Here is a 22815-nt window from a genome sequence, read left to right as displayed (position 1 = left end):
TCCCTGGCCTGAGGGGCCTGTTGGTCGTCGTCCGGATAAGTATTATCCGCAAGTTTCGTTAATACAAAAAGTCCAATTTTATAATCTGGAAAGCGCCTCGCAGAATGGCATCGCGCTCGCATGCGAGGGTGGAACCGCGATCACACAGCGTAACGTAACATGTTACCTTTCGCGTCATTTGTTTTTAAAACAAGAAGATAGCTGGATAAGCTCGCATCATGCCTGCTAGTTTTATGACCATGACGCACCCCGAGTGCGCGGTTCAATAAGAGAGAAAGCCATGCAACGAGCCGTGAACGCCCTACAAAATTTCGGAAAATCACTTTACGGACCTGTACTTATCTTACCTATCGTCGGTCTGTTTATCGCCTTTGGGAATGTGCTGGGTAACGGCAATCTGGCCGAGTACCTGCCGTTTCTCGGCCATCCGCTGATCCAGAGTGTCGGCCAGCTGATCGCCAAATCTGCCGTGTCGGTGCTGGTCAACCTGGCGCTGGTGTTTGCCGTCGGGATCCCCATTGGCCTGGCAACCCGAGACAAAGGCTACGCGGCGCTGATTGGGCTGGTGACCTTTATCGTATTCATTAACGCGATGAACGTGACGTTACAGCTTCAGGGAGAACTGGCCGCTGCGGAGCAGATGAAAGCCGCCGGACAAAGCATGGTTCTGGGCGTCCAGGTGCTGGAGATGGGCGTTTTCGCCGGGATCCTGACCGGGGCGCTCTCCGGTTATCTGTACAACAAATATTCCGGTGTCCAGTTTAACGGCGCGATGGCGATATACTCGGGCCACTGCTTTGTCGCGATTGTGATGTTGCCAGTCTCTATGCTGCTCGGCGTGGTCATGAGCGAACTCTGGCCGTACGCACAGCATGGAATAAGCGCCCTGGCGCTGGCGATCAAAGGGTCCGGTCCGTTTGGGGTGGCGATCTACGGTTTCCTTGAACGCATTCTGGTGCCGACGGGCCTGCATCATCTGGTCTATACGCCGTTCCTGTATACCGAACTGGGCGGTACGCAGGAGGTGTGCGGTACGGCTTACCAGGGCGCGCGCAATATCTACTTCGCCGAGATGGCCTGCCCGGACGTGAAGCAGCTCAGCAGCACCGTGGTGTGGGATGCTCGCGGCATCAGCAAGATGTTCGGCCTTCCCGCCGCCGCGCTGGCGATGTACATGACCGCGAAGCCAGAGCGTAAAGCGATTGCGAAAGCCATTCTGATCCCGGCGGCGCTGACCTCGCTGCTGGTCGGCGTAACCGAGCCGATCGAGTTCTCTTTCCTGTTTGTCGCCCCGCTGTTGTTCGTGGTGCATGCGGTGCTGACCGGCATTGGCATGATGCTGTTCACCCTGTTTGGCGTTCACGCCATCGGCGCCAACGGAATTATCGATTTTATTCTCTACAACCTGCCGCTCGGCACGGAAAAGTCCAACTGGCCCATGTACATCGTGGTCGGGCTGATCATGTTCGCCCTTTATTTCGTGGTGTTCCGCTTCCTGATCCTGCGTTTCAACATGAAAACGCCCGGTCGTGAAGATGACGATCGGGAGACGCGCCTCTACAGCAAACAGGAATACCAGGCGAAGGGAAATAACGACGGGCTGGGCGAATCGATCGTCGTCGGTCTGGGCGGTCGGGAAAACATTCAGGTGGTTGATAACTGCTACACCCGCTTACGCGTCACGGTGAAGGACGTCGCCATCATCGACGAACCGCGCCTGAAAGCGACCGGCGCGAAAGGGATTATCAAACAAGGTAACAACGTTCAGGTGGTCTACGGGCTGCATGTCAAAAAAATGCGAGAAGCCGTTGAGACGTTTCTCTGAAAGGAGCTAAAGATGTTAACACCCCCATTCATTCTGTCGATTGCCGGCGGCGGCAGCACCTACACGCCAGGTATAGTAAAAAGCCTGATGGTACGCCTGCACGATTTCCCCCTGGCAGAGATTCGCCTGTATGACATCGACGAGGCGCGCCAGAACACCATTGCGCCCGTGGTGGAAAAGGTCATTCGCGACCACAGCCAGAGCATCAAATTCACGGTCACCAGCGATCCGGAGGTGGCCTTCAGCGGCGCGCATTTTGTTTTTGCTCAGATGCGCGTCGGACAGTACAAAATGCGCGAGCAGGATGAAAAAATTCCGCTGCGCCACGGAGTGGTCGGCCAGGAAACCTGCGGACCCGGCGGGCTGGCATATGGCCTGCGTACGATCCTGCCGATGGTAGAGCTGATCGATAGGGTGGAACGCTACGCGCACGAGAAAGCGTGGATCGTGAACTACTCCAACCCGGCGGCGATCGTCGCTGAGGGCGTGCGTCGCCTGCGCCCCAACGCACGCGTGCTGAACATCTGCGATATGCCTGTCGCCGCGATGCGCAATATGGGCGCCATTCTGGGCGTGGACCGTCATAAACTGGAGGTGGACTATTTTGGCCTCAACCACTTCGGCTGGTTTACCCGCGTGCTGGTGGACGGCGAGGACAAGCTGCCGGAGCTGCGTAAACATATCGCGAAGTTTGGCCTGCTGACGGAAGACGCGGCCAAAACCGACCCGCAGCACTCGGATCCGTCGTGGGTGAAAACCTGGCGCAACATCAAGCCGATTATGGATAACTTCCCGGAGTACCTGCCGAACCCGTATCTACAGTACTACCTGATGCCAAACCAGATTGTGGAGCATCAGAACCCTGACTATACCCGCGCCAACGAAGTGATGAACGGGCGTGAGAAAAAGCTGTTTGCCGCCGCCGAAGAGTACCAGCGCACCGGAATTTTACCGGACGCCTTCCACGTAGGTGTTCACGGCGAATTTATCGTCGATGTCGCCTGCTCGCTGGCGTTCAACCTGCGCCAACGTCATCTGGTGATGGTGGAAAACCGCGGGGCGATTACCAACCTGCCGTACGATGCGGTGGTGGAGGTGCCTGCCTATATCACTTCCGAAGGGCCGGAGCCTGTCCGCGTGGGTCAGGTGCCGTTGTTCCACCAGACGCTCCTGCAACAGCAGCTCGCTTCTGAACAGCTGCTGGTGGAGGCAACCATCGAAGGCAGCTACGAGAAAGCGTTGCAGGCGTTTACTCTGAACCGCACCGTGCCGACCATGGAGCACGCGAAAGCGATTCTGGATGAGATGATCGAAGCCAACCGCGACTACTGGCCAGCGCTGCAAAAGGCATGGCAGGACGGTGAAGCGGTGAAAAAATAGGGGCTTGCTCGCGAGTTGAACGTGGTTAACTTGTCGGTGTCAGAAAAAACACCGACAATCCTTTTTTACGGAAAAGAATGGAGGCAACCATGTCCACCTCATATTTTGTCGCCGCCGACTGGCTGATTGAGCACGGCGACGACCCGGAAGTTCAGATTATCGACGCGCGCATGGCCCCTCCGGGCCAGGAGCATCGTGACGTTCCCGCTGAATATCGCGCAGGGCACCTGCCTGGCGCGGTTTTTTTCGATATCGAAGCCCTCTCCGATCACACTTCTCCCCTGCCGCACATGCTGCCTCGTCCGGAAGCGTTTTCCGTGGCGATGCGCGAGCTCGGCATCAGCAAAGACAAACACCTCGTTGTTTACGATGAGGGTAACCTCTTCTCCGCCCCGCGGGCGTGGTGGATGCTGAGAAACTTCGGCGTGGAAAAAGTGTCGATTCTGGCGGGCGGGCTTGCGGGCTGGAAGCGCGACGAGCTGCCGCTTCAGCAGGGCGACGTGACGCTGCCGGAAGGCGAATTCGATGCCACGTTCGACGCACACGTGGTCAAGCGCCTGACTGACGTTCTGGTCGTGAGCCACGAAAACACGGCGCAAATCGTCGATGCCCGTCCCGCTCCACGCTTCAACGCTGAAGCGGATGAGCCGCGTCCGGGACTGAAACGAGGACATATCCCGGGGGCGCTGAACGTGCCGTGGGGCGATCTGGTGTTTGAAGGCGAGCTGAAAACCACCGATGAATTGCGTGCCATTTTTGAACGTCAGGGCGTGGATTTGCATCGTCCGGTTATTGCCAGCTGCGGCTCCGGCGTGACGGCCTGCGTGGTGATCCTGTCGCTGGCAACCCTTGGCGCGAATGACGTGACGCTGTATGACGGCGCCTGGAGTGAATGGGGTGCACGGGACGATCTGCCGGTAGAACCGGCGAAATAATGGATAACCGCCTGGCAACGCTGTTAACACGCGGGTCGTCACTGACCCGCGCGGAGTATCGCGTCCTCGCCCACCTCACTGAGCATCCGCTGCTGGTGGGCAATATCACGGTGCGCGAGCTGGCGCTGGCGACATTTGTCTCCACCGCGACGATTATGCGGCTGTGCCAGAAGCTGGGCTTCAGCGGCTTTAGCGAGTTTATCTGGCACTGCAAGCAGCTGCTTTCTGACACGCCGCATATCACCGTACAGTCTGCGCAACATGCAGAAATGCCCGCGCTTTTTGCCCGGTTCATTGCCAACTATCAGCAGACCTTCCAGTGGGTTACCCAGGACAAACGCCAGCAGTTTGCCAGCCTGCTGCGCCAGAAAGAGAGCTTCTTTCTCTACGGCGCCGGGTTTTCATATCTTTTTGCCGAGTACCTGACCAAGAAGTTGCAGGTGCTGGGAAAAACCGCGTTCATCTCCGGACCGGGGGACAGCCGGAATATTTTTCTCAGCAACGCCGCACGCTATCAGGTATTTATTGCCGTTTCGCGCAGCGGCGAAACGGAGCAGGTGCTGGATAAAGCGCGGATCGCCAAAAACGTCGGCATGACGATCGTCGCGTTTACCCGCGCGTCGGCCAATACGCTGGCAGGTATGGCCGACGTGCATTTTGCCCTCTATGACGAAGCGGTACATTTCGCCGCCGAAGCCGCAGGGGTGACGTCGTTTGAGTCGAATCTGGTGCTGCTGATGGATTTACTGTTGCTGGAAGCAACGGGGTGAAGGTCACCCCGCCGTAATCAGATAATGCGGTTGGTCTTGAGATCGCGCAGGAAGCCGCCCCAGCGACGCTCGTAGAACGGGGTGATGTGCTCGGTAATAAAGTGGCTGATGCCCTGCTCACCTTTCTTCACCTGACAGATATCAATCGGCTCATCGCCCGGGAGCGTGTCGGTCGCTACGCTTCCCGCCGCCTGGATGATCTCGTCGATATCGCCATCGGCCTCAATTCCAATCAGCAGAACAGGCTTTTCGTCAGCGCTCTCTTTGATGGAGCAGAGGAACGCGCGTTTTACCGGCTTGATGGTTTTAAACAGCGTGGTCAGGGAGTCAATCATCTGCGCGGGCGGCTCGGCCACTTCAGACAGTAGCAGCGTTTCGCCCCCTTCCAGCACCTCCTGGGTGCTGAGCGGGTTGCCCTCGTCACCAATCAGATGGCTGATTTCACGCGGAGTGAACTCTTTCCCTGTCGGCAGTTTGGCGTTGAGGAACAGCGTCTGCCCCAGGGTCATTTCGAACAGCGTGCGCACCGGCATCACCACGAACGCCTGTTCGTCTTCTACCGCTTCCTGCAAGGCCTCGAGCGAGGTAAAAAACGGGATCACCGACGTGCCGTCGTCTTTCTCCCAGTGCAGCAGATCCAGGGCGCTGTCTTCGACAACCTGCTCCCCTTCTGCTGCGGTGCCCGGCACCCAGACGGTGGATTCCAGCAGCGTGCGGAAAAAGGCCGGACGGTGGGCGGGCTCGGTCGCCGCCTGCTCCAGCAGGGTTTCTAATTCGTTTTTGGTTTCTGACATAGTTTGGCTACTTCACAATTGCCCGGCGGCGCTACGCTTGCACGGGCCTACGGGTTTTGTAGGCCGGGTAAGCGTAGCGCCACCCGGCAAAAAAGATCACTCAGCCGTCAGCAGGTTCGCCACGGTACGCACACCCAGACCGGTTGCGCCTGCGGACCACTGCTCAACCGCCGCTTTACGGTAGGTTGCGGAGCAGTCAATGTGCAGCCAGCCTTCATGGTAGTTCTCAACGAAGTGAGACAGGAAGCCTGCTGCGGTGCTTGCCCCCGCCGGGTACGCTGCGCTCGCGGTGTTGTTCAGCTCGGCGAAGTTAGACGGCAACTGGCTGCGGTGGAACTCGGCCAGCGGCAGACGCCAGAACGGTTCGTTTTCCGCCGCCGCGCTGGCCAGCAGGCGAGCGGCCAGCTTGTCGTCGAAGCTGAACAGGGCGTGATAGTCGTTACCCAGGGCAGTTTTCGCCGCGCCGGTCAGGGTCGCCATGTCGATAATCAGCTCCGGCTTCTGCGCAGAGGCGTCGATCAGGCCATCGGCCAGCACCAGACGGCCTTCGGCATCGGTGTTCATCACCTCAACATTTTTACCGTTGCGGTAGCGAATGATGTCGCCCAGCTTGAAGGCGTTGCCACTCACCATGTTATCCGCGCAGCACAGGTAGAGCTTCACGCGCTTGTTCAGACCACGGGTGATGGCGAACGCCAGCGCGCCGGTAATGGTCGCCGCGCCGCCCATGTCGGACTTCATGGAATCCATGAACGCGCTCTGCTTCAGGCTGTAACCGCCGGTATCGAAGGTGATACCTTTCCCGACCAGACAGGCAAAGACCGGCGCTTCTTTATCGCCGGTTGGGTTGTAATCCAGCGCCAGCAGGACCGGAGGACGCTCGGAGCCACGACCCACGGTGTGGATACCCATGTAATTTTGTTCGCGCAGGTCTTCACCTTTGGTGATGCGGTAGGACATCTTGTCGTCCGCCACGCCGCACAGCAGGTCAACCGCGCGCTGCGCCAGCTGCTCAGGCCCCAACTCTTCCGCCGGGGCGTTGATGGTGTCGCGCACCCAGTCGATAATTTTCAGGCGGCTTTCCAGCTCTTTCTGACCGGCTTCATCGAGGTTCGCCCACTCAATTTTACGGGTGCCTTTCGGGCCTTTGTAACCCGCCCAGAAAGCCCAGCTGCGGTCTGTGTCCCAGCCTTCGCCAGCCAGAGTGACATGCTTAATGCCCAGGCCGTCAATTTTACGCGCGGCGCGCTGGATCAGGCCCAAATCATCGTTACCCGTCAGGTGCAGGGTAATACCGTCGTTATTGATGCTCCAGGTGGCTTTCTCGCCCCAGCGTGCGTCGGCTGGCTGCGTGGAGAGCGTAATCTTCATCGCTTCGGTCATTTTATTTGTCCTTATTAGCAAACGGGCCGCCTGAAGGCAGCCCGTTAAGTGATTTACTCTGCTTCATCTAACCAGACTAACAGAATCGCCTCCAGAATTTTTTCATTGGATGCGTTTGGATCGTCGTCAAAATCCTCTAAATCGCAGATCCACTGATGCATGTCGGTGAATCGTACGGTCTTCGGATCGAGATCCGGGTTCGCGTCGTAGAGCGCTTCGCCGATTTCACGGCTGTCAGTCCACTTCAGTCCCATATTAATGCTCGCGTGCGTGGTTGATGGTGTAGCGTGGGAATTCCACGACCAGATCTTCATCGGTCACCGCGGCCTGGCAGCTTAAGCGGCTGTCTGGCTCCAGACCCCATGCTTTGTCCAGCATGTCGTCTTCGTCTTCGGTGCTCTCGGCGAGAGAATCAAAACCTTCACGCACGATGCAGTGGCAGGTGGTGCAGGCACAGGATTTTTCACAGGCGTGTTCCACTTCGATACCTGCACGCAGGGCTACATCGAGAATGGTTTCACCGGTCTTCGCTTCCAGAACAGCGCCATCCGGACAGAGGTCCGCATGAGGCAAAATAACAATCTTTGGCATATTAAACCTCGTCCACGGACTGGCCTTTCAGCGCGACGCGGACAGATTTGTCCATGCGGCGAGCAGCGAAGTCCTGGGTTTGTTTATCAACGTTTTTAATGGCTTCTTCTATTGCGTCAGCGTCATTGCCTTCGGCCACGGCGCTTAAGCGCGCAGCAGCCTCGTCAATCACCTGGCGCTCAGCGGCGCTTAACAGCGCGGCATCGGCAGCAAGCGCGCCGTTCAGGCTCTCCAGCACGCGTGCGGCTTCCACTTTTTGTTCCGCCAGCATACGCGCCTTCACATCCTGCTCGGCGTAGCTCATTGAGTCCTGAATCATGGAGGCGATTTCGCCATCGGTCAGGCCGTAGGACGGCTTCACCTGAATGGACGATTCGACGCCGGTGGATTTTTCCATCGCCGTCACGCTCAGCAGACCGTCCGCATCTACCTGGAAGGTGACGCGAATATGCGCCCCGCCCGCCGGCAGCGCCGGAATTCCTCGCAGCGCAAAGCGCGCCAGAGAGCGGCAGTCCTGCACCAGCTCGCGCTCGCCCTGCATCACGTGGATGGACATCGCGGTCTGGCCGTCTTTGAAGGTCGTAAACTCCTGCGCGCGCGCCACCGGAATGGTGGTGTTACGGGGAATGACTTTCTCCACCAGGCCGCCCATGGTTTCTAAACCCAGAGACAGCGGGATGACGTCCAGCAGCAGCATTTCGCTGTCCGGCTTGTTGCCGACCAGGATATCGGCCTGGATAGCGGCACCCACGGCAACCACTTTGTCCGGGTCGATAGAGGTCAGCGGCGTGCGGCCAAAGAATTCCCCTACGCGCTCACGTACCAGCGGCACGCGGGTTGAGCCGCCAACCATGACCACTTCCAGCACCTCGCTGGCGTCAACGCCCGCATCTTTCAATGCGCGACGGCAGGCCAGCAGGGTACGCTTAACCAGAGGCGCAATCAGTTCGCTGAACTGGTCGCGGGTGATCTCACCCTGCCAGCCTGCGACGTTCACGCTGACGGACTGCGCATCGCTCAGGGCGATTTTGGCGTCGATGGCCGCATCCAGCAGTTCACGCTGGACGCGCGCATCGCTGCGATCGCTGATGCCCGCCTGCTCGCGGATGTAGTCCGCCAGCAGATGGTCGAAGTCATCGCCGCCGAGCGCGGAATCCCCGCCGGTGGCCAGCACTTCGAACACACCGCGGCTTAAGCGCAGGATAGAGATATCAAACGTCCCGCCGCCGAGATCGTAAACCGCAATCACCCCTTCCTGACCGGAATCGAGGCCGTAGGCAATGGCTGCCGCTGTCGGTTCGTTCAGCAGACGCAGCACGTGCAGGCCCGCCAGACGCGCGGCGTCTTTGGTGCCCTGACGCTGTGCATCGTCGAAGTAGGCCGGAACGGTGATTACCACGCCGTCCAGATCGCCACCGAGCGTCGCCGTCGCGCGCGCCGCCAGCGCTTTGAGGATGTCAGCGGAAACACGAATCGGGTTCAGCAGACCGGCAGATGTCGCAATCATCGGCAGGCCGTTTTCGCTGGCCTGTAACTGGTACGGCAGATGCGGATAACGGGTCTGGATATCCGCCAGCGAGCGGCCCATCATGCGCTTAACCGAGCTGATGGTGTTAACCGGATCGCGCGCGGCATTGGCGCGGGCATCAAAGCCGACAGCGTGACCCTGCTGCTGGTAGTGGACCACGGAAGGCAGCAGATGGCGGCCCTGCTCGTCAGCCAGCGTTTCCGCCTGGCCGCTACGCACGGTCGCCACGAGAGAATTGGTGGTGCCCAGGTCAATACCGACCGCCAGACGACGCTGGTGCGGTGCGGCGCTTAAGCCTGGCTCACTAATTTGTAATAAGGCCATAATTGCTTCCGAAATTAAAAATCGAGCAGCTTTTCTTCGAGTTGTTCAGCACTGCTTCGCAGTTTATCGAGAAAACGGAGTTTGCGCACAGTGTCTGCCGCCACGTCCCAGGTCTCGTTGTTCAGTTGCTCAACCATCTGCTGATGGCGGGTATCGAACATGCCCTTTACGCGCTGGAGAAAACGTTCCAGACGCGCTTCGTCTTTAGCCTGTTCAATTTCATCCAGCTCTTCGCGAAGCTCCAGCTGCTCCATCAGAAACGCGGTGTCGCGCACGGTATGCTGTTCGCTCGCCAGATCAAAACCGTGGAGCGAGAGCAGATATTCTGCACGCGCCAGCGGATGACGCAGCGTTTGCCAGGCCTGGTTGATGGTTGCGGAGTGTGATACCGCAGCCAGCTGCTCTGCCTGCGTCCCGCTGGCGAATTTATCCGGATGGTACTGACGCTGGAGATCCTGAAAACGGATCGTCAGCGCCTGGAGATCAATCGGGTATTGAGCGGGTAGTCCGAAGAGAGTGAAGTAATCCATAACAATCTCAGGGGTAGCCTGTTAGAACAAACCCCACGCGCAGCAAAGCCACGGTGGGGTTATACCTTCTTACTTCGCGCTGCAGATGCGTTGTCTGCGCTCGTTCACCCCAGTCACTTACTTAAGTAAGCTCCCGGGGATTCACTCGCTTGCCGCCTTTCTGCAACACGAATTAATCGGTATAACAGCGGAACGCGGTTAAACGTGGAAGCTTTCGCCGCAACCACACTCGTCTTTGACGTTCGGGTTCGTAAATTTGAACCCTTCGTTCAGGCCTTCTTTTACAAAGTCCAGCTGAGTGCCGTTGAGAAATTGCAGGCTTTTGCCATCGACCACCACCTTCACGCCCTTGTCTTCAAACACGGTGTCATCAGACGCCGGTTCGTCAACAAACTCCAGTACGTAAGCCATACCAGAACAGCCGGAGGTACGTACGCCCAGTCGCAGGCCAAAGCCTTTACCACGGTTCGCCAGAAAAGAGCTTACTCGCGCGGCAGCGCTGTCGCTAAGGGTAATCGACATACTCAAACCTCAATTATTTTGCTTCACGTTTGCTTTTGTAATCCGCAATGGCGGCTTTGATCGCGTCTTCTGCCAGAATTGAACAGTGAATTTTCACCGGCGGCAGTTCGAGTTCTTCAGCAATGTCCGTGTTTTTGATTGCCTGTGCTTCGTCCAGAGACTTGCCCTTCACCCACTCGGTGACCAGGGAGCTGGAGGCGATAGCAGAACCGCAGCCGTAGGTCTTGAAGCGCGCGTCTTCAATGATACCTTCATTGTTGACTTTAATCTGCAACTTCATCACGTCGCCACACGCTGGCGCGCCAACCATACCGCTACCGACAGATTCGTCGCTGTTGTCAAAAGAGCCAACGTTGCGCGGGTTCTCGTAATGATCGATAACTTTTTCGCTGTATGCCATGATTGAATTCTCCTTATGTACCGATTAGTGATGTGACCATTCAATGCTGTTCAGATCCACGCCCTGCTTGAACATTTCCCACAGTGGAGAAAGGTCGCGCAGACGGCCGATGGAGTTACGAACCAGTTTGATGGTGTAGTCAATCTCTTCTTCGGTAGTGAAACGACCTAAAGAGAAACGGATAGAGCTGTGCGCCAGCTCGTCAGTCATGCCCAGCGCACGCAGCACGTAGGATGGCTCCAGGCTTGCAGACGTACAGGCAGAACCGGAAGAAACGGCCAGGTCTTTCAGCGCCATGATCAGCGACTCGCCTTCAACATAGTTGAAGCTGACGTTGAGGATGTTCGGCGCGCCCTGCTCGAGATCGCCGTTCAGATAGACTTCTTCCATATCCTTCACGCCGTCCCAAAGACGGTTACGCAGCGTACGCAGGCGTGCCATCTCGCTTTCCATCTCTTCTTTCGCGATGCGATACGCTTCGCCCATCCCCACGATCTGGTGAACAGGCAAAGTACCGGAACGCATGCCGCGCTCGTGACCGCCGCCGTGCATCTGTGCTTCGATGCGGATACGTGGCTTGCGACGAACGTACAGCGCGCCGATGCCTTTCGGGCCATAGAGTTTGTGACCGGAGAAGGACATCAGGTCCACTTTCAGCTGGCTCAGGTCGATAGGCAGTTTGCCCACGCTCTGGGTCGCATCCACGTGGTAGATGATGCCGCGCGCACGGCACATTTCGCCGATGGTGGCGATGTCCTGCACAACACCGATTTCGTTGTTAACGTGCATGATGGAAACCAGAATGGTGTCATCACGCATCGCCGCTTCGAGCTCTTTCAGGTCGATGATCCCGTTGCTTTGCGGCGCCAGGTAAGTCACTTCGAACCCTTCACGCTCCAGCTGACGGCAGGTGTCCAGCACGGCTTTGTGTTCGGTTTTGCTGGTGATGATGTGCTTGCCTTTTTTCTGATAAAAGTTGGCTGCACCTTTGATCGCCAGGTTGTCGGATTCGGTCGCACCGGAGGTGAAAACAATTTCACGCGGGTCGGCACCGACCAGGTCAGCAATCTGATTACGGGCGATATCAACCGCCTCTTCAGCATGCCAGCCAAAACGGTGTGAACGGGAAGCTGGGTTACCAAAGTTTCCGTCCAGGGTCAGACACTGCATCATTTTCTCGGCAACACGCGGGTCCACCGGCGTGGTTGCGGAGTAGTCGAGATAAATCGGTAATTTCATTGCTCTATAAACTCCGTACATCGCTTCAATGCAAGGAATCAGGCAACCGGCTGGATGTACGACCGAGTACGCGGGGTGTGACCACCCCGGCCTGATTCTGAATACTTATCTTTTTAATTACGCGCGCAGTTTAACGTCGATGGCGTCCTGCGTGCGGGTGCTGCGTTGTGAATCCTGACTGTGCTGACGACCAGAAACATCCAGAACTTCCTGGTTATTAACCAGCTCACCCAGGGTGATGTTATTCAGGAAGCCGGTCAGACGGTCGCTCAGATCGCGCCACAGCGCGTGGGTCAGGCATTTATCGCCGCCCTGGCAGCCGCCTTTGCCCTGGCAACGGGTCGCATCAACGGATTCGTCAACTGCGCTAATCACTTCGCCAACCGCAATACTGCCCGCGTCTTTACCCAGCAGATAACCGCCGCCCGGGCCACGAACGCTGGACACCAGTCCATTTTTACGCAGTCTGGAGAACAGCTGTTCCAGATAAGAGAGGGAGATCCCCTGTCGTTCAGAAATATCAGCCAACGGAACCGGGCCCGCTTCGGAGTTGAGCGCAACGTCCAGCATCGCGGTCACGGCATAACGCCCTTTAGATGTCAGTCTCATGTCTTACTTAACCTCAAACTCGCCCCTGCCCGGGGTTTTTTATTGTAAAATGGGGGTATTGCATAGCAGGGCCAAGTCTGACATTCCTGACTAAATTGGTCAACTATTTACTTGACTGTTTTAGTCAGGTATTTAACCTTCTGTGCCTTCATAACAAAGGTGCGGACTGATGCCCTCACCCCGGCCCTCTCCCACAGGGAGAGGGGGAAATCAACACTACTCTTTATTCTTCTGCTCAATCGACGCCAGGATCCCGCGCAGGATGTTCAGCTCCTGGCTTTCCGGACGCGCGCGGGTGAACATACGGCGCAGCTTGTTCATCACCTGTCCCGGGTGACCTTCGCGGATAAAGCCAGTAGAGAGCAGCGTCTGCTCCAGGTGGCCGTAGAAGCGCTCAAGATCGTCCACCAGCGGGTAGGCCGTCTCTTCTTTAGGTTCGACCGGTTTTTCCTGCGTCGCCAGCCATGCCATGCGCACTTCGTAGGCAATCACCTGCACCGCCATCGCCAGGTTCAGCGAGCTGTATTCCGGGTTTGCGGCAATCGCCACGTGGTAGTGACACTTCTGTAGTTCCTCGTTGGTCAGGCCAACGCGTTCACGACCAAACACCAGCGCAACCGGCGCCTGTTCCGCTTCTGAGATACTTTTCAGGCCGCATTCGCGCGGGTCCAGCATCGGCCAGGGCAGCGTACGGGAGCGCGCGCTGGTCCCCACCACCAGACTGCAACCGGCCAGGGCTTCGTCCAGGGTGTCCACAATCTGTGCATTCCCGATCACGTCGCTGGCGCCGGCCGCCAGCGCAATAGCCTGAGAGTCTGGTTTCACCAGCGGATTAACCAGCCACAGGTTCTTTAAGCCCATGGTTTTCATAGCGCGGGCCACAGAGCCCATGTTGCCGGTGTGCGATGTTTCGACCAGCACGATTCGAATGTTTTGCAGCATAATTTTTAGATGTCTAGATTCAGTGTCTGAAGAATATTCGGGCATATTATCATAAACGAGAGACATAATCCGATCCCGCTGCTATACTCTGCGCCGATTTTCCTGTTCTTTAACATCCAGTGAGAGAGACCGATGCATCCGATGCTGACCATCGCCGTGCGCGCAGCGCGCAAGGCGGGTAATGTAATTGCCAAACACTACGAAACCCCAGACTCCGTAGAAACCAGCCAGAAAGGCAGCAATGATTTCGTGACTAACGTCGATAAAGCCGCCGAAGCGATTATTATCGAAACGATCCGCAAATCTTACCCGCAGCACACCATCATCACCGAAGAAAGCGGTGAACATGAAGGTACCGATCAGGATGTTCAATGGGTTATCGATCCACTGGATGGCACCACCAACTTCGTTAAGCGCCTGCCACACTTCTCTGTGTCTATCGCAGTACGCATCAAAGGCCGTACTGAAGTCGCCGTTGTTTACGATCCAATGCGTAACGAACTGTTCACCGCGACCCGCGGTCAGGGCGCGCAGCTGAACGGCTACCGTCTGCGCTGCAGCAATGCACGCGATCTGGACGGCACGATTCTGGCGACCGGCTTCCCGTTCAAGGCGAAGCAGCACGCAACCACTTATATGAATATCCTCGGCAAACTGTTCACCGAATGCGCGGACTTCCGTCGCACCGGCTCTGCTGCACTGGATCTGGCCTACGTGGCGACCGGCCGCGTTGACGGTTACTTTGAGCTGTCACTGAAGCCGTGGGACTTCGCGGCGGGCGAGCTGATCGCACGTGAAGCTGGCGCGATTGTTTGTGACTTCACCGGCGGCCATAACTATATGTCTACCGGCAACATCGTTGCAGGTAACCCGCGCGTTGTTAAAGCCATGCTGGCAAACATGCGTGAAGAACTGAGCGATGCGCTGAAGCGTTAATCCAGTCTGTTAAGCCCGGTGGCGCTACGCTTACCGGGCCTACAAACCCCACAGGTATGGCTAAAAAGGCCGCAACCCCCTTCCCACCGGCACCGCACTTATCCACATCGTGACCGCAGCCACCAGCAGAATCACCCCGCCCGCCAGCGCAAGCGTCGTCCAGCCAACCTGTCGCCACAATACCGGCGTTTTATTGCCGCTGAGTTTTACCGCCAGCTGACGGAAGCTGTGCACCAGCAAGGCTAACGAAGAGATAGTCAGAGATGTTCCCGCCGCCATCGCCAGCGCCGAGATCATGCCCCAGCCAAATACACCTATCACTTTGCTGAACAACAGCACCATGATTGCGCCCGAGCACGGACGCATCCCCATTGAGAGAACAATCATCAGGCGCGCACGCCAGTCGTCACCATTCTGTAATTGTTCCTGCGTCGGCAGATGCTGATGCCCGCACCCGCAGTTTTTATGGTGAACGTGATGCGGCGTAAAGATTTTGAATTTTGGTTTTTGCAGCAACGCGCGCAATTTTTTCAGCGCCCGCCAGCAGAGAATCAGCCCCAGTAAGCCTACCAGCGCGTAACTTCCCTTCTCCAGCCAGAAGCTGCTCATATGCAGCTGGCGGGCCGGGAGCTGTAGCAGCGAAAGGACGACCACGACCAGCGCAATTGCCACACCGCCCTGAAGTAACGAGGAAGCCAGCGTCAGGCCGATACTCGATTTCAGCTTCGACGGATGGGTGGCAAGCCAGGTCGTGATGACGATTTTGCCGTGCCCCGGCCCCAGGGCATGCAGCACGCCATAGATAAAGCTGAACGCCAGAAGAGAGCCGCCCGCTTTGGACGGATTTTCCGCCACGGCTTTCAGCAGCCCGCTCATCTGCTGATTAACTTCCCGCTGCCAGAGGATACTTTTCATCATCACCTGCGTCCATGCCTGCCACAGCCAGAGCGCGCCGCCAACCGCTAACAGCAAAAAGAGCGCCAGAGGCCAGAGGTGCAGCCAGCGACGCGGCTTACTGACGGGGGAGGAGATCACTGACATTGCAACGTCACCTCCTGCGCAAACTGTTTTCCTAATTCCATGTCTTCTGGGGGCGCATCTTCTTTATCAAGGGAAACGGCAAAGTTCAGCGTCTCTTCACTGGGCGTCGGCGTGTGCACGGCAATTTTGCAGCTGTTTTGCAATATTTCTGGCAACTGTACGTCGCTGTCCTGGGCGTAATGCATATCGACATAGTAGGTTGGGTCAAACGTGGAAAACCTGTACTTCTGCCCGGCCAGCGGCTGAGGGTGCGCCAGCGGAAGGATAAACGTCAGCACCGCCTGATGGCCGTCGCGGGTCATACCGTACTCCGTGGGACGGTTAAGAAATTTCACCTTTTGTCCGTTGTGCCAGAACTCGGTGAAGTAGTGCTGACCCAGCACGTTGGCCATGACTTCCGCCGCCAGCTTTTTCCAGATCTCGTCGACGGGCTTTGCGTTTCCGGCATCGTACAGCAGGTCGGCGGAGGTGATTTCATCCATCGTCCAGCGCATCTTCAGGCCGCTGAGCTGTGTGCCGTCCGTCACCAGTTCGGTTTTCAGGCTGATAAAGCTGTGAGGATGTGCGCTGGCGGCGGAGGTGATAACCGCCAAAAATAACGCTGTCACGCTTTGTTTAACTGTTTGCATCAATTCCTCACGTCAAAAATTCTGTGATGTTCGCCAGCAATCCTGAATGAAAGGCCTGCCGGCGCGCTTTTCAGCGCCCATCCTTTAGCTATTCTTATCAAACATTCACACTGGATACCCGACAGATGATGACGACGCTTGAAATTCCATCTGTGCTTTCCAGTTCGCAGCGCCGTTGCCAGGTGCTTTTGATGCTTTACCTGCCCGATGCTGCCGTCACCGCACAGAGCATAATCGCTGCCAACGGCGTGGACGACGTCCTGGCACGGCAAGATATAGCCGAGACGCGCGATGAAATCCAGCGCTATCATCGGCTTGATATCGTCACGCACCATGACGGTTGCTACCGTATTGAGGGCTCCGCCCTGAATCAGCGTTTGTGCCTGCTGCACTGGCTGCGCAGGGCGCTTCGGCTGTGTCCACATTTTGTCGCCCAACAGTTTACCCCTGCCTTAAAAACCGCGCTCAAACAGCACGGCATTGCCCGCCCGCTTTATGACGATGCGAACCTTCGGGCGCTTATCAACTTTTGCGCGCGCAAGCTTCAGCGCCAGTTTGAGTCCCGCGACGTACAGTTTTTACAGCTTTATCTGCAATATTGTCTTATTCAGCATCATCTGGGCAATACGCCGGAGTTTTCACCCGTTCAGCGCAGCTGGACGCAATCGAGAGGGGAATACTTTACGGCGCAGGAAATTGTCCGTCACTGGAAACGGCGCGTCCCGCAGGGAACGCACAGTGATGAACAGCTGTTCCTGGCGCTGCTGTTTATGATGCTCCGCACACCCGACCCGGTACTGGATAAACACCAGCAGGATCAGCGCCTGCGTCGGGCCATCGTGCGTATGATTGCCCGTTTCCGGGCGCAAACCGGGATGAACTTCAGCGATGAGCAAGGGCTGACCGATCAGCTGTATATTCATCTGGCTCAGGCGCTGGACCGCTCCTTATTTGACATCGGCATCGACAACAGTCTGCCGGAAGAGATCCACCGTCTATACCCCCGGCTGCTGCGCACCACTAAAGAGGCGCTGTTTGAGCTGGAAGCCGAATTTGGCCTGCGATTCTCCGGTGAAGAGATGGCTCTGGTGGCGGTGATTTTTGGTGCCTGGCTGATGCAGGAAACCGATCTTCATGAAAAACAGGTGGTCCTGTTAACGGGAGAAGATAAAGCCTGCGAGGAGTTAATTGAGCAGCAGCTTCGCGAGCTAACGCTGCTGCCGCTCAATATTCGTTATCTTAGCCTGGAAGCGTTTAAGAAGGAGGGCGCCCCCCGCGAAGCGGCGCTGGTCATTACGCCTTATCCAACCGCCCTGCCACTGTTCTCGCCGCCGCTCATTCATGCCGTTGAGACCCTGAACACGCAGCAGCAGGAACATATTCGCGTTATGCTCGAATCCTAGTTACGTGCGAGCAGCGACTTTAGGGCGGATGACGATGGCCGGTAAAGCGACCAGCGCCATCACCCAGAACACACCGTGGCCCAGGTGCTGATAGAGGAAACCGGCAAATACGGTCATCACCGCAATACTGCCGCCCATCGCCACCGCTGAATAGACTGCCTGAAGACGAATAACGTCCCCACCCTCTCGCGCCGCGATATAGCGCATCGCCGCCAAATGGCAGACGGTGAAGGTTCCGCAGTGCAGAATTTGCGCCACAATCAGCCACGGCAGATCCGTCGTCCAGCCCATGATGCCCCAGCGCGCTACGCCGCAAACGGCGGAAAGCAGCAGCAGGTCACGCGCCCCGAAACGACGGAACAGTTTTTGGCTCAGCGCGAAGATAATGACCTCCGCTACCACGCCGAGCGACCACAGGTAGCCTACCGCAGAAGCCGAGTAGCCCGCCCCCTGCCAGTAGATGGCGCTGAAGCCGTAATAGGCCGCATGCGCCCCCTGAAGCAGACAGACGCAGGCCAGGAAACGCCAGCTTTGCGCCACCAGCGAGCGCCAGGCGGGCCAGCCAGCGCTCTCCTGATGGCGGCTTTCGCCCTGCGGCATCACCGACGGACGCAGCAACATACCGAGCAGCATCGAGGCGATGCCGAGCGTTAACAGCGCCAGAATGGCGCGATAGTCATAGAGGCTGACCAGTTTCCCGACCAGCGCAGAGCCGATCACGAAGGCAATCGATCCCCACAGGCGCACGCGGCCATAGTCCATGGTGATCTGCTTTTGCCAGGTGTTCGCCAGGGCATCCGTCAGCGGCACCAGCGGGGAGAAGAACAGATTAAAGCCAACCATCACCACCATCAGCCAGGCAAACTGGTGGCTGACCCAGAAGCAGGCCGCAAAGACCAGCGTCAGCAGGGCCAGAATTCGCACCGCTTTAATCAGTAAGGAGGGATCGCTGACGCGGGGCGCAATCAGCAGGCTACCCAGGAAACGCGCCACCAGCCCCGCGCCCAGCAGGATGCCGATGGTCTCAGGCGTCAGACCAATTCCCTTGAGCCAGACGCTCCAGAAAGGCAAAAAAATACCGTAACTAAAGAAATAGGTGAAATAGCTGAGCGCCAGCCAGCGCGTGGAATGCAAGACCATGAATCCCTCCCGAAATGGAGGCGATAGTCTGGCGTTAATCCCTGACTTTAGCAAGTCGTTAGCGCGCTATAAATTAACTAAAAATTAACATCATCACCAGCCGTACAGCGTATGGCGAGAGCGGTAAAACTGTATTACGTTTATAAGACATCGCCTGAAGAGGTCGTTTGCCATGAACAGCTTACGTTATTTCGATTTCGGATCCTCTCGTTCTCTCCTGCTTTTAATTGCCCGCATTGCTATCGTAGTCCTGTTTATTATTTTCGGTTATCCCAAGCTGACGGGGTTTAGCGGCACCGTTCAGTACATGACGTCGCTCGGCGCCCCCATGCCCATGCTGGCCGCGATTATTGCGGTGGTAATGGAAATCCCCGCCGCGATTCTGATCGTTCTGGGCTTTTTTACCCGCCCCCTAGCGGTGATCTTTGTCTTCTATACGCTGGGAACGGCGGTGATTGGACACCACTACTGGGAAATGACGGGCGATGCGGTCCTGCCAAATATGATTAACTTCTATAAAAATGTGAGTATCGCTGGCGCCTTTATTTTGCTGGCGATAACCGGGCCGGGGGCCATCTCCCTCGACCGACGTTAGCCCATAAAAAAAGGCCGCATGAGCGGCCTTTTTCAGTTCTGAAACGCAGAGAATTATGCGTACACCGGGAAGCGTGCGCAGATGTCCAGAACTTTACCTTTAACTCGCTCGATAACCGCGTCGTCATTGATGTTGTCCAGAACGTCACACATCCAGCCCGCCAGCTCTTTCACTTCCGCTTCTTTAAAGCCACGGCGAGTTACGGCCGGAGAACCGATACGGATACCGGAAGTCACGAACGGGCTCTTCGGATCGTTTGGCACGCTGTTTTTGTTCACGGTGATGTTGGCGCGGCCGAGGGCTGCGTCAGCTTCTTTACCGGTCAGGTTCTTGTCGACAAGATCCAGCAGGAACAGGTGGTTTTCAGTCCCGCCGGACACCACTTTGTAACCACGGTTCAGGAACACTTCCACCATCGCTTTGGCGTTTTTAGCAACCTGCTGCTGGTAAACCTTGAACTCTGGCTCCATCGCTTCTTTCAGCGCGACGGCTTTCGCGGCGATAACGTGCATCAGCGGGCCGCCCTGGGCGCTTGGGAACACGGCGGAGTTCAGCTTTTTGTACAGCTCTTCGTCACCGCCTTTCGCCAGGATCAGGCCACCGCGTGGACCCGCCAGGGTTTTGTGGGTGGTGGTGGTCACAACGTGCGCATGTGGAACCGGGTTCGGGTAAACGCCAGCGGCAATCAGACCGGCAACGTGCGCCATGTCGACGAACAGGTACGCGCCGATGCTGTCAGCGATTTCACGCATTTTTGCCCAGTCAACGATGCCGGAGTAAGCAGAGAAGCCACCGATGATCATCTTCGGCTTGTGCTCTTTGGCCTGCTTCGCCATGTCTTCGTAGTCAATTTTACCGGACTCATCAATACCGTAAGGGATGATGTTGTACAGTTTGCCAGAGAAGTTAACCGGAGAGCCGTGAGTCAGGTGGCCGCCCTGCGCCAGGTTCATACCCAGAACGGTATCGCCCGGCTGCAACAGCGCGGTGTAAACAGCGAAGTTAGCCTGAGAGCCAGAGTGCGGCTGGACGTTCGCGTAGTCAGCGCCAAAGAGTTCTTTCGCACGGTCAATCGCCAGCTGCTCAACGATATCAACGTATTCGCAACCGCCGTAGTAGCGCTTGCCCGGATAACCTTCAGCATATTTGTTGGTCAGCTGAGAACCCTGCGCCTGCATCACGCGCGGGCTGGTGTAGTTTTCGGAGGCGATCAGTTCGATGTGCTCTTCCTGACGTACTTTTTCCTGCTCCATAGCCTGCCACAGTTCGGCATCATAATCGGCAATGTTCATTTCACGCTTTAACATCCGCATCTCCTGACTCAGCTAACAAGTAAATTTTTGGCCTGAAAAGGCAGTCCTGTTGGACGACGGGCAACAGTATAACTGAATAGTTCTGCGATAACAGGTCTTGACAAACGATTTTACGCAAACGTTTACCTCCACGCCACGCAAGGGTTTGAGCAATAAAGCTCTCGCCATTTTCAACGGATTTCTTTTCAGCTTTGTGATGCATATTTTTCACGATGCAAAGAACCATTTACATTGCAGGGTTATTTTTATAAGATGCATATAAAATACATCATTAAAGTAACATCAGAAGGAAGCTGCTATGCTCGACGCCCAAACCATCGCTACCGTGAAAGCCACAATCCCCCTGCTGGTTGAAACGGGTCCTAAACTGACCGCTCATTTCTACGATCGCATGTTCGCGCATAACCCGGAGCTCAAAGAGATTTTCAACATGAGCAACCAGCGTAACGGCGATCAGCGCGAAGCGCTGTTTAACGCTATTGCCGCCTATGCCAGCAACATCGAAAACCTGCCGGCTCTGCTGCCTGCGGTGGAAAAAATCGCCCAGAAGCACACCAGCTTCCAGATCAAACCTGAGCAGTACAACATCGTGGGCAGTCACCTGCTGGCAACCCTGGACGAAATGTTCAGCCCGGGCCAGGAAGTGCTGGATGCCTGGGGTAAGGCATACGGCGTGCTGGCAAACGTGTTCATCAACCGTGAAGCGCAGATCTACAGCGAAAACGCCAGCAAGAATGGCGGCTGGGAAGGCACGCGTGCTTTCCGCATCGTTGAGAAAACCCCGCGCAGCGCACTGATCACCAGCTTTGAGTTTGAGCCGGTGGACGGCCAGCCAGTTGCCGATTACCAGCCGGGGCAGTATCTGGGCGTCTGGCTGAAGCCTGAAGGCTTCCCGCACCAGGAGATTCGCCAGTACTCCCTGACCCGCAAGCCAGACGGCAAAGGCTATCGCATTGCGGTTAAACGTGAGGAAGGCGGTCAGGTATCCAGCTGGCTGCATAACGTCGCCAGCGTGGGTGATATCGTTCATCTGGCCGCGCCAGCGGGTGATTTCTTTATGGCGGTGGAATCGGGTACCCCGGTGACGCTGATTTCCGCAGGTGTTGGTCAAACGCCAATGCTGGCGATGCTGGATACGCTGGCAAAATCAAACCACAGCGCGCAGGTTAACTGGTTCCACGCGGCCGAAAACGGTGATGTGCACGCCTTTGCAGATGAAGTGAAAGCGCTCGGAGCGGGTCTGCCACACTTTACCGCGCATACCTGGTATCGTTTACCTACTGAAGCTGACCGCGCAGCGGCACGTTTTGACAGTGAAGGCCTGATGAATTTAGGGCAGCACGAAGGGGCGTTTAGCGCACCGGGGATGCAGTTCTACGTGTGTGGACCGGTAGCGTTTATGCAGTATGCCGCGAAGCAGCTGGTAGACCTGGGCGTCAACAAAGACAACATTCATTACGAATGTTTCGGCCCGCATAAAGTGCTGTAATCGCCCGGCGGCGCTGCGCTTGCACGGACCTGCGAAGGATTCTGTAGGCCGGGTAAGCGCAGCGCCACCCGGCAAGAATGTTAAATCGCCGCGTCGTCTTCTTCGCCGGTACGGATACGGATCACGCGCGCCACGTCAAAGACGAAGATTTTCCCGTCGCCAATTTTACCGGTCTGCGCCGTGCGGATGATGGTATCCACACAGGTATCGACGATATCATCGCTCACCACGATCTCGATTTTCACTTTCGGCAGAAAGTCCACCATGTACTCTGCGCCACGGTATAGCTCGGTGTGGCCCTTCTGACGACCAAAACCTTTCACTTCAGTTACGGTCATCCCGGTGATGCCTACTTCTGCCAGCGCTTCACGTACATCATCCAGTTTGAAAGGTTTAATAATCGCATCAATTTTTTTCATGGTGGGTCCTTAAACTCTTGCCAGTAAGCAGCCTCGTAATCGGTTGCTCACAGTATCATATTCAGGCGAATTTTGCGG

Annotated in this window: 24 protein-coding genes; 8 read left to right on the top strand and 16 right to left on the bottom strand. The window is 56.7% G+C overall.

What is annotated here, in order from left to right; all coding sequences use genetic code 11:
* Positions 1-280 precede the first annotated feature (280 nt).
* The 4 genes from L350_RS21750 (at position 281) to L350_RS21765 (ending at position 4910) form a co-directional block, all read left to right on the top strand.
* Positions 281-1825, top strand: coding sequence for a PTS transporter subunit EIIC (locus L350_RS21750; protein ID WP_032623770.1), 1545 nt, complete (start codon positions 281-283; stop codon positions 1823-1825).
* Positions 1826-1837: 12 nt separating this feature from the next.
* Entirely contained in the window at positions 1838-3205 is a 1368-nt protein-coding gene (locus L350_RS21755) for a 6-phospho-alpha-glucosidase (RefSeq protein ID WP_032623768.1), read from the top strand.
* Positions 3206-3294: 89 nt separating this feature from the next.
* Positions 3295-4140 carry a 3-mercaptopyruvate sulfurtransferase gene (gene sseA / locus L350_RS21760; RefSeq protein WP_032623767.1) on the top strand — a complete coding sequence of 282 codons (846 nt, stop codon included), beginning with the start codon at positions 3295-3297 and terminating at the stop codon, positions 4138-4140.
* Entirely contained in the window at positions 4140-4910 is a 771-nt protein-coding gene (locus tag L350_RS21765) for a MurR/RpiR family transcriptional regulator (protein WP_023306706.1), read from the top strand. The genes sseA and L350_RS21765 overlap by 1 nt, the downstream gene beginning before the upstream one ends.
* A 17-nt stretch (positions 4911-4927) precedes the next feature.
* Here the strand turns inward: L350_RS21765 and sseB are convergent, their stop codons facing one another.
* From sseB to trmJ, 11 genes are all read right to left on the bottom strand, one after another.
* A complete protein-coding gene (gene sseB / locus L350_RS21770; RefSeq protein ID WP_032623766.1) occupies positions 4928-5704 on the bottom strand; it encodes an enhanced serine sensitivity protein SseB in 777 nt (258 codons plus the stop codon).
* Positions 5705-5800: 96 nt separating this feature from the next.
* Entirely contained in the window at positions 5801-7087 is a 1287-nt protein-coding gene (gene pepB / locus L350_RS21775) for an aminopeptidase PepB (RefSeq protein WP_022649015.1), read from the bottom strand.
* 53 nt (positions 7088-7140) lie between these two features.
* On the bottom strand, positions 7141-7341 hold the full coding sequence (gene iscX, locus L350_RS21780; protein WP_003860650.1) for a Fe-S cluster assembly protein IscX: 201 nt from the start codon (positions 7339-7341) through the stop codon (positions 7141-7143).
* A 1-nt stretch (position 7342) separates the two neighbouring features.
* The gene (gene fdx, locus L350_RS21785; RefSeq protein ID WP_003860652.1) at positions 7343-7678 is read right to left on the bottom strand and encodes an ISC system 2Fe-2S type ferredoxin; all 336 of its coding nucleotides are present in this window, start codon (positions 7676-7678) and stop codon (positions 7343-7345) included.
* A 1-nt stretch (position 7679) separates the two neighbouring features.
* Positions 7680-9530 carry a Fe-S protein assembly chaperone HscA gene (hscA, locus tag L350_RS21790; protein ID WP_032623764.1) on the bottom strand — a complete coding sequence of 617 codons (1851 nt, stop codon included), beginning with the start codon at positions 9528-9530 and terminating at the stop codon, positions 7680-7682.
* Between the two features lie 14 nt (positions 9531-9544).
* The gene (hscB, locus tag L350_RS21795; protein ID WP_022649017.1) at positions 9545-10060 is read right to left on the bottom strand and encodes a co-chaperone HscB; all 516 of its coding nucleotides are present in this window, start codon (positions 10058-10060) and stop codon (positions 9545-9547) included.
* A 198-nt stretch (positions 10061-10258) separates the two neighbouring features.
* Positions 10259-10582, bottom strand: coding sequence for an iron-sulfur cluster assembly protein IscA (gene iscA / locus L350_RS21800; protein WP_003860659.1), 324 nt, complete (start codon positions 10580-10582; stop codon positions 10259-10261).
* Positions 10583-10595: 13 nt separating this feature from the next.
* Positions 10596-10982 (bottom strand): Fe-S cluster assembly scaffold IscU, encoded by a 387-nt coding sequence (gene iscU, locus L350_RS21805; RefSeq protein WP_003860661.1) that lies wholly within the window; start codon positions 10980-10982, stop codon positions 10596-10598.
* Between the two features lie 24 nt (positions 10983-11006).
* Positions 11007-12221: a cysteine desulfurase gene (gene iscS, locus L350_RS21810; protein ID WP_032623763.1), complete on the bottom strand. Its 1215-nt coding sequence runs from the start codon at positions 12219-12221 to the stop codon at positions 11007-11009.
* A gap of 117 nt (positions 12222-12338) precedes the next feature.
* Complete coding sequence (gene iscR, locus L350_RS21815) at positions 12339-12830, bottom strand: Fe-S cluster assembly transcriptional regulator IscR (RefSeq protein ID WP_003860665.1); 492 nt, start codon at positions 12828-12830, stop codon at positions 12339-12341.
* 216 nt (positions 12831-13046) lie between these two features.
* A complete protein-coding gene (gene trmJ, locus L350_RS21820) occupies positions 13047-13772 on the bottom strand; it encodes a tRNA (cytosine(32)/uridine(32)-2'-O)-methyltransferase TrmJ (RefSeq protein ID WP_032623761.1) in 726 nt (241 codons plus the stop codon).
* Positions 13773-13904: 132 nt separating this feature from the next.
* On the opposite strand from trmJ, the gene suhB reads away from it, so the two are divergent.
* Positions 13905-14708: an inositol-1-monophosphatase gene (gene suhB / locus L350_RS21825; RefSeq protein WP_022649020.1), complete on the top strand. Its 804-nt coding sequence runs from the start codon at positions 13905-13907 to the stop codon at positions 14706-14708.
* A 60-nt stretch (positions 14709-14768) separates the two neighbouring features.
* Here the strand turns inward: suhB and L350_RS21830 are convergent, their stop codons facing one another.
* Positions 14769-15749 carry a nickel/cobalt transporter gene (locus L350_RS21830; protein WP_032623760.1) on the bottom strand — a complete coding sequence of 327 codons (981 nt, stop codon included), beginning with the start codon at positions 15747-15749 and terminating at the stop codon, positions 14769-14771.
* Positions 15740-16378, bottom strand: a complete 639-nt coding sequence (locus tag L350_RS21835; RefSeq protein ID WP_032623758.1) for a DUF1007 family protein — start codon at positions 16376-16378, stop codon at positions 15740-15742. Before L350_RS21835 ends, L350_RS21830 begins: the two co-directional genes overlap by 10 nt.
* Before the next feature lie 125 nt (positions 16379-16503).
* On the opposite strand from L350_RS21835, the gene csiE reads away from it, so the two are divergent.
* The gene (csiE, locus tag L350_RS21840; protein WP_032623757.1) at positions 16504-17781 is read left to right on the top strand and encodes a stationary phase inducible protein CsiE; all 1278 of its coding nucleotides are present in this window, start codon (positions 16504-16506) and stop codon (positions 17779-17781) included.
* Here csiE and L350_RS21845 read toward each other — a convergent pair whose 3' ends face one another.
* Positions 17782-18921, bottom strand: a complete 1140-nt coding sequence (locus L350_RS21845; protein WP_022649024.1) for a 3-phenylpropionate MFS transporter — start codon at positions 18919-18921, stop codon at positions 17782-17784.
* Between the two features lie 172 nt (positions 18922-19093).
* Between L350_RS21845 and L350_RS21850 the strand changes: the two genes are divergently transcribed.
* Positions 19094-19516: a DoxX family protein gene (locus L350_RS21850; protein WP_022649025.1), complete on the top strand. Its 423-nt coding sequence runs from the start codon at positions 19094-19096 to the stop codon at positions 19514-19516.
* Between the two features lie 53 nt (positions 19517-19569).
* Here the strand turns inward: L350_RS21850 and glyA are convergent, their stop codons facing one another.
* Positions 19570-20823 carry a serine hydroxymethyltransferase gene (glyA, locus tag L350_RS21855; protein WP_003860678.1) on the bottom strand — a complete coding sequence of 418 codons (1254 nt, stop codon included), beginning with the start codon at positions 20821-20823 and terminating at the stop codon, positions 19570-19572.
* A 304-nt stretch (positions 20824-21127) separates the two neighbouring features.
* On the opposite strand from glyA, the gene hmpA reads away from it, so the two are divergent.
* Positions 21128-22318, top strand: a complete 1191-nt coding sequence (gene hmpA, locus L350_RS21860) for an NO-inducible flavohemoprotein (RefSeq protein WP_032623756.1) — start codon at positions 21128-21130, stop codon at positions 22316-22318.
* A gap of 80 nt (positions 22319-22398) precedes the next feature.
* Here the strand turns inward: hmpA and glnB are convergent, their stop codons facing one another.
* On the bottom strand, positions 22399-22737 hold the full coding sequence (gene glnB, locus L350_RS21865) for a nitrogen regulatory protein P-II (protein WP_003860685.1): 339 nt from the start codon (positions 22735-22737) through the stop codon (positions 22399-22401).
* Positions 22738-22815: the final 78 nt, after the last annotated feature.

It is taken from the genome of Enterobacter sp. MGH 4, assembly GCF_000534735.1.
GTDB lineage: Bacteria > Pseudomonadota > Gammaproteobacteria > Enterobacterales > Enterobacteriaceae > Enterobacter > Enterobacter intestinihominis.
Note: the sequence above shows the minus strand (reverse complement) of the source record. Positions and strands in the feature narration are given on the sequence as shown.